9 protein-coding genes are annotated in these 7,185 nt (G+C 29.4%); 6 read left to right on the forward strand and 3 right to left on the reverse strand.

Annotation, left to right across the window (positions count from 1 at the left end; all coding sequences use genetic code 11):
• On the reverse strand, window positions 1–235 hold a 235-nt coding region (locus ABIK75_03325), incomplete at its 3' end, for a hypothetical protein (GenBank protein MEO0090118.1).
• A 349-nt stretch (window positions 236–584) separates the two neighbouring features.
• Here ABIK75_03325 and ABIK75_03330 point away from each other — a divergent pair.
• From ABIK75_03330 to ABIK75_03355, 6 genes are all read left to right on the forward strand, one after another.
• A complete protein-coding gene (locus tag ABIK75_03330; protein MEO0090119.1) occupies window positions 585–836 on the forward strand; it encodes a hypothetical protein in 252 nt (83 codons plus the stop codon).
• A 469-nt stretch (window positions 837–1,305) separates the two neighbouring features.
• A complete protein-coding gene (trpS, locus tag ABIK75_03335; protein ID MEO0090120.1) occupies window positions 1,306–2,304 on the forward strand; it encodes a tryptophan--tRNA ligase in 999 nt (332 codons plus the stop codon).
• Window positions 2,301–2,960, forward strand: coding sequence for a 2-C-methyl-D-erythritol 4-phosphate cytidylyltransferase (gene ispD / locus ABIK75_03340; protein MEO0090121.1), 660 nt, complete (start codon window positions 2,301–2,303; stop codon window positions 2,958–2,960). The genes trpS and ispD overlap by 4 nt, the downstream gene beginning before the upstream one ends.
• Complete coding sequence (locus ABIK75_03345; GenBank protein MEO0090122.1) at window positions 2,957–4,120, forward strand: 1-deoxy-D-xylulose-5-phosphate reductoisomerase; 1,164 nt, start codon at window positions 2,957–2,959, stop codon at window positions 4,118–4,120. Before ispD ends, ABIK75_03345 begins: the two co-directional genes overlap by 4 nt.
• 1 nt (window position 4,121) lies before the next feature.
• Window positions 4,122–5,366: an RIP metalloprotease RseP gene (gene rseP / locus ABIK75_03350; GenBank protein ID MEO0090123.1), complete on the forward strand. Its 1,245-nt coding sequence runs from the start codon at window positions 4,122–4,124 to the stop codon at window positions 5,364–5,366.
• Window positions 5,363–6,577 carry a hypothetical protein gene (locus ABIK75_03355; GenBank protein ID MEO0090124.1) on the forward strand — a complete coding sequence of 405 codons (1,215 nt, stop codon included), beginning with the start codon at window positions 5,363–5,365 and terminating at the stop codon, window positions 6,575–6,577. Before rseP ends, ABIK75_03355 begins: the two co-directional genes overlap by 4 nt.
• On the opposite strand, the gene ABIK75_03360 is transcribed toward ABIK75_03355, so the two are convergent.
• Together ABIK75_03360 and ABIK75_03365 are read right to left on the reverse strand one after the other, a co-directional pair.
• The gene (locus tag ABIK75_03360) at window positions 6,578–6,817 is read right to left on the reverse strand and encodes a NifU family protein (GenBank protein ID MEO0090125.1); all 240 of its coding nucleotides are present in this window, start codon (window positions 6,815–6,817) and stop codon (window positions 6,578–6,580) included.
• Window positions 6,789–7,185 (reverse strand): DUF362 domain-containing protein (locus tag ABIK75_03365; GenBank protein ID MEO0090126.1); only part of this gene is annotated, 397 nt, incomplete at its 5' end. The genes ABIK75_03360 and ABIK75_03365, both read right to left, overlap by 29 nt.

Genomic DNA, 7,185 nt, shown 5'->3' on the forward strand with positions numbered 1-7,185 from the left:
TTTTCTCTTCTATTTCTATCTCCTTTTCTTTTCTAATCTTATTAAGTTCTCTCTCAGTCTCTTTAATTTTCTCTTCTTTAAGAGATTTCAATTCTTCTTTCAATTTCTCAATCTTAATCTTACTTTCCTCTTCTTTTTTTACAATCAAATTCTTCTTAAACTCTTCTGCCTCTTTAACTATCCTTTCGCCTTCTTCTTCAATCTCTTTTATTTCTTTCAAAATCTCCTCTTCCATAGAGAAATATTTTATAAAAATTTCTTTAAAAATCAAGAAAATTAGGTTAGGACTCTAAACAACTTAAATTTTATAGATAAAAAAGTGGTAACCTTTTTGACCTTCTTTAAAGATAATGCTCTAAAAACCGGGTAGATTGAGAATATATAAAAGAAATATCTATTCTCTTAAAAGATAAAAAATTGATCCAGTTTGTTGAAAGTTTTGTCGAAATCTAAGGTAACGAAAAGAGATGAAAGGAAATCACTTTTCCCTTTACTATCGAGTTATTTTTTGCTAATATTATATTATTAGTAATGATTTAAAAAGGAGTTATTATGAAGAATAATAATGTGAAGGCAGTAGATTTATGCTGAAATTAAGCGGGCAGAGATTTTTGATAATGGAATTAGAAAATAAGGAAAAAGAAATTATTAAAGGAGGGGGATTATGGGGGTATCTCTACCTTTTGAGAATGTTAAAACTATTGTTAAAAGGATTAATAATAAATTTATTAAGGATAATAATCATAATTTTATTAACGGGAATAAACATCGCTTTATTAATGGGGATAATAATAATTTTATCTTTAAGAATTAGGTGGGACTTATCAAATCTATAGAGGTAGCATTATCTAAATTGGGCAACCTGATAGAAGAGTAGCAAAATGGGGTTTTAAAGAAAAGTTTTATTTCAATATCTTTTTCTTTTTGATGGGGAAATAATAGTCTATGAGAATTTCATTCATTTAGATAAGGGAAAAGAGCCAGTTTTACTGATTAATCTAATGGATAATTAAGGGAAGTTATTTTCAAATTTGGGTATAGGAATATAAAAAAAGTTTTGTCAACATTTAGCGATTTTACATCGGCAGATAAAAAGGGAAAAATGATTGTTTTTTGGCATATCGGCTATAGAAATATGACTGTATCAATTTTATAAAAATGGAAGTTAAAGAGACAGCAATTTATAAAATTCTTACTGGCAGGCTTTTTGTTTCTAAAAATAATAGATGAATATAATTTATGGTAATTCATAAAAAGAGGACAATAACATTGACAATTTTTAAATTCTAAATTATAATATTGATTATGAAAAAAAGGATTTTAACTGGTGACCGACCTACTGGACCGCTCCATTTAGGACATTATGTCGGCACAATTATTAACCGAGTGAAATTACAAAGGGAATATGAAACTTTTATTATTATTGCTGATGTCCAAGCATTAACAACAAATTTTGAACATCCGGAATTATTAAAAAGAGATGTCTTAGAAGTGGCGATTGATAATTTAGCCTGCGGCGTGGATCCAGAAATTTCTTCTATTTTTATTCAGTCAATGATTCCGGAAATTGCTGAACTCACCGTCTACTATTCTATGCTTGTTTCGGTGAACTTACTTTACCATAATCCAACAATCAAAACAGAAGCGAAACAATATAATTACGAAAAAAGTATGCCCTACGGGTTTCTCGGTTATCCCATAAGTCAGGCTGCTGATATAACTTTTTGTAAAGCAAATCTGGTTCCAGTGGGAGAAGATCAACTTCCTCATATTGAGTTAACTAGAAAAATTGTTAGAAAATTTAACCAATTATACGGTGAAGTTTTAGTGGAACCAGAACCTCTTTTATCCCATACTCCCCGTTTGCCAGGTTTAGATGGTGGCGCAAAAATGAGTAAAAGTTTAGGCAATTGTATTTATCTGGGAGATTCTAAAGAAGAGGTTGCTAAAAAAATAAAAAAGGCAGTAACGGATCCCCAAAGAATTCATCCTACTGATTTGGGACATCCGGAAGTGTGTACTGTTTTTACCTATCATAAGGCTTTTAATCAAAATAATTCTTCAGAAATTGAAAAAGAATGTCGAAATGGGAAAATTGGCTGTGTCGTGTGTAAGGAAAAATTAATTGAAGCTCTTAATCAACTTTTAGAACCTATCCGCGAAAAAAGGAAGTATTATGAAGAAAGAAAAAAAGAAGTGATGGAAATTCTTTACGAAGGCACTCGAAAAGCAAAAAAAATTGCCGAAGAGACTCTTAAAGAGGTTCGCGCCGCTATTAAGATTGATTATTTTAATTTTGAATGAAAAAATACGGGATAATTTTAGCAGCGGGAAAAGGGAAAAGGTTTGGCTCTCTAAAACAATTTTTTTTTATTAAAGATAAACCTCTCTTTATTTATTCAGTAATCGCTTTTGAAAATTCAATATGCGACGAGATTTTTATTGTAACTTTAAAAGATAAAAAAAGAGAAGTTAGAAATTGGATAAAAAAATGGGCGTTTACCAAAGTAAAAAAAATATTAACTGGTGGAAAAGAACGTTTCCATTCAGTTATGAAAACATTAAGATTTTTGCCTGATACTGGATATGTCGCAATTCACGATGCCTCTCGACCATTAATCACCACTGAGTTTATAAACCGAGGTTTTAAACTGGTTGAAAAATATAAAGCAGTAATTTTTGGTATCAGAAGTGAAGATACTTTAAAAACAGTATTTCATAACCAAGTCTTTGCTACTTTAGATCGAGAACACATTTACCGCATTCAGACTCCCCAATTTTTCGAAATTAAACTTTTAAAAAAAGCCTACCGATTGGCAAAAGAAAAAAGATGGCAAGGTACGGATGATGCTTTTTTCTTAGAAAAGGTTGGTTTTCCCGTTTATCTTTTTAAAGGTGAAAAAAGAAATCTGAAAATTACCACTCGAGAAGATTTAGAATTGATAAAAAATTTATTATGAAATTTAATTTGGCAATTATTGGTTCTACCGGCTCCTTAGGAAACCAGATATTAGAAATCATAAATCAACAAAAGAAAGTTTTCAATATCTTTGCTCTTTCTTGTGAAAAAAATATTGATTCATTACAAATCCAAGCGGAAAAATTTCGTCCTCGCTATTTAGGAGTTTATGATTTTAATGCTTATAAAGATTTTCTTCGAAAATATTCTGTTAAAAATCGTAAAATCGTCTACGGCGAAGAAGGGTTATTAGAAATGGTTGCTCATCCGGAAGTAGATGGGGTAGTTTTTCTTGCTACCAAAACAAAATGTTTAAACGCTTTGATTTTAGCAATCAAAAAAAGAAAAAAGATTGCATTGGCTTCTAAGGAACTAATTGTTGCTTTTGGTTCGCCAATTTTTCAATTAGCAAAGGAAAAAGAAGTAGAAATTATTCCTATCGATTCGGAATTAGTGGCAATCCATTCTCTTTTAAATAAATATGGCAACAAAAATTTAAAAAGAATATTTCTCACTGCTTCCGGTGGTTATTTTTTTGCTTATAAAAAGAACTTAGATAAAATAACCGTGAAAGAAGCTCTTCGCCATCCGGTTTGGAAGATGGGAAAAAAAATTACTATTGATTCTGCCACCTTAATCAATAAAATTTTTGAAATAATGGAAACTAGTTACTTTTTTGATCTTTCCATCAATAAAATTGATATTCTTATTCATCCTCAAGGAATAATTCATGGTCTTATTGAAAATTGTAATGGAATTTTTTATGCTATGTTTGCTAAACCTGATATGAAGATTTTTCTCTCTTACGCTCTTTCTAAAATGATAAATCAGAATTTAGAACTTTTTAATGATGAGATAAAATTTTTCCCTCTCAATTTAATATTATTTAAACCAAGTAGCAAAAATTTTGCAGCCTTAAAATTAATCAAATATTTAGAGAAAAATACCTCTCTTCCTGCGGTTTTGGTAGGTGCTGATGAAATAGCGGTAGAAAATTTTTTAAAGGGCAATATAAAATTTACCGATATTTTAAAAATAATTAGGAAAACTTTAGAAGCCCATAAAAAAATTTTAAATCCCAGTTTAAGCGAACTGGTACAGGCCGAAAATTGGGCAAAATATTACGCAAATAATTTAATAAATAAAATGAAAAGGAGATAAAATGGATTTATTATTAGTAATAATTGTTATTGGCGTTCTAATAATCATCCACGAACTTGGTCACCTGATAATGGCTAAAATTTATAAAATTCCAGTAGAAAAATTTTCTATCGGGTTTGGACCGTCAATAATAGAAAAACAAATTCACGAAACAACTTATTCCGTCTCCTTAATACCCTTAGGAGGATATATAAAATTAAAAGGAGAAGAAGAGGAAGAAGAAAATGGATTTCTATTACAACCTGTTAAGAAAAAACTTATGGTTGTTTTCATGGGTCCTTTGGCTAATTTGATTTTGGGTGTTTTTTTAATTTTTCTTTTATATTTTTTATTCGGGATGAAGTATTCACCACCTATCATTAATTTCGAAAAGAAAATCAGCCATTTTGAAAGAGGAGATATTTTAATTGCGATCAATAGGGATACTATAAATTCTTTTGAAGAGGCTTACACAATTTTACAAAAAAATTTAAACAAAGAAATTACTATCTCTCTTTTAAGAAACAAAAAAATAATTACCTTCCAATGGATAGTGAATGACAGTTTCCAATATCTTTATCCACTAATTTTACCGGTGATAGAAAAAGTTAAAAAGAAAAGCCCTGCCGATATGGCTGGTTTACAACCTAACGATACAATTATTGCAATTAATGATACTTCCATTTGTTGCTGGGAAGATTTAATAGAGAGAATAAGAAATTCCGGTGGGGAAAAAATAAAGATTACTTATCGTCGTGGGGGTGTTTTTTCAACTTTTCTCACTCCTCAATTAGTAGTTTCCGATACCTCTTCTAAAAAAATCGGTCAAATAGGTGTTTGGGTATATTTACCGAGAAAGAAAATAAATTTTCTTCAAGCCCTCGCGCAAGCCTTTATCCGCAGTGGTTATGTAATAACTCAAACTTTTGTTATCCTTTATAAATTAATAGTCGGAGAAATCTCGCGTAAAGCCTTAGGAGGTCCGATTATGGTTGCCCAATTAACCTATGAGAGTCTTCGTTGGGGATGGGAATATTTTTTGGCGCTCTTTGGTTTGTTGGCAATTAACCTCTTTGTAGTGAATATGTTGCCTATTCCTGTGTTGGATGGCGGTCGGGGATTAATTTTTATAGTTGAATTTTTTATAAAAAGAAGACTAACTAAAAAAGAATTGAATATCGCTATCACCATTGGCTGGATAATAATTATGCTTTTGATCCTCTTTACTTTCTACAATGACCTTTCTCGGATTTTCAAAACAAAATGAAAAAATTTCTTTTTCTCTATTCACCTCTTTTACACCTTTGTTATCAAGAAAATTTTCCACCTAAAGGTGCTAATTATTTTTTAAAAGAAAAAGAAGAGATTATTCAATTAAAAAATCTTTTGGACTTTGATTATCAAGATTTAAGAATAAGAAAATTAGAGTTAAATAATTACGAGTATATTTTCCTTTACTGTGATTTTTCAACCGATTTTCCAACGATTAATTTTTTAACAGAAGAAATTCTCAATAGTAAAAAGAAACTTTTTCTTTTTGGTCCTCTAATAACTCATTATTTTTATTATCAGCCTTCGTTATTAGAAAGTTTAAAAGAAAAAGATTTGTCACTCGTAATTGGCTTTTTACCAAATATTATTTCCGAAATTATTAATGATATTAACAATCAAGAAATAAAAAAAATTTATCAGGCTTCCTTTACGCCCAATTATTTTTCTATTAATTATAAGATTTCCTTAATTATTGGTTGTTATTGTTTGGAATATTTTAAACCTTTTTGTAAGAACTTCCTTTATTTTAAAAATAGTGTAAAAGTTCGGGAGATAAAAGAAGTGGTTAAGGAAGTTATCAATAAGGGAAAAAAAATGATAGAGATTGATGATGAAGATATTGCCAGTAATTTTATTTATTATTCTGATTTTTTCTCTTTTGTTTGGCGATTTAAAAAACATTGGATTATAAGGGCTTCTCAAAATATTTTTGCTAATCCCAAATTTATTCGCCTTTTAGCCAAAGCAGGTGTTAAAATTATTTATTTAAATGAAAGTTGGTTAAATTTAGATGAGTTAATAGAAAAAGGAGAGAAACTAATAAGAGAAAAAAGAAAGGAGGTAAAATCGCTTCAAAAAGAAAAAATTCTTGTTGGAGCAAAACTCTCATTTATTTTAAAAGAAAGGGAAATAAATTTTAAAAAAGTTTTTAATATTTTAAGAAAAATTGATTTTGATTTTTTAGAATTAAGGTTTTTTCTTTGGGAAAATAATCAACTTTATTTAATCTATCCTACTTATCAACCATTTTTATCAGAGACTTCACCAGTTATTTTAAAAAGAGAATTTTATTCTTTAAGAAATATTATTTATCGCTTATCAAAAAGACCCCGACGGGTTGGTTTTTATAACACCCTTTTTTATTCCTTACCTTTAAATTTTGCTTATCGACAGAATTTTTTAGAAGGAATCCCTTTTCCTCCTTAATTATATAATATTTTCTACTTTTTTAACTTCCGGAAATTTTTCTTTTAATCTCTGTTCAATACCTAAAGCAAGAGTTAAAGTAGCAAAAGGACAACCAGCACAACTACCAAATAGTTTTACTTTGACAATTCCATCATCAGTAATTTCAACAATTTCGCCATCGCCACCATCAGCCATTAATCCTGGTCTTATCTCTTTTTCAAAGGTTTCTTTAATATTTTTCTTTATTTCTTCGTTCATTTTTGTCCTCCTTTAAATATTTTTTAAAAAGTCTCCCCCATTCACTTTCTAAAAACCTTTTTAAACGATTTTTACCAATAAAGGGATACCATAAAAAATCGTGATAAAAAGTTGAAGCAATTGGTGCCCAAATCCATAATGGTGAATGGAGGGCAATTCTTTTTAAAAATCTTAAGTATCCTTTTCTTAATTGCTGGTCGCCAAAAATAACTAAACTCTTTTTAGTTTTGAATTTGAAATTTAAAGAAGATATATCTTCGCCATAAATTTTTATCTTTTCTAAATCAGCACAGCCTAATCCTAAATCATGGGCAATTCTCAAATAATCAATCTTTAAAGGCTCAAATCCCATTATCTTTGCTGCTACC

It is taken from the genome of candidate division WOR-3 bacterium (assembly GCA_039801725.1).
Taxonomy (GTDB): Bacteria; Hydrothermota; Tepidihabitantia; order Tepidihabitantales; family DTDR01; genus DTDR01.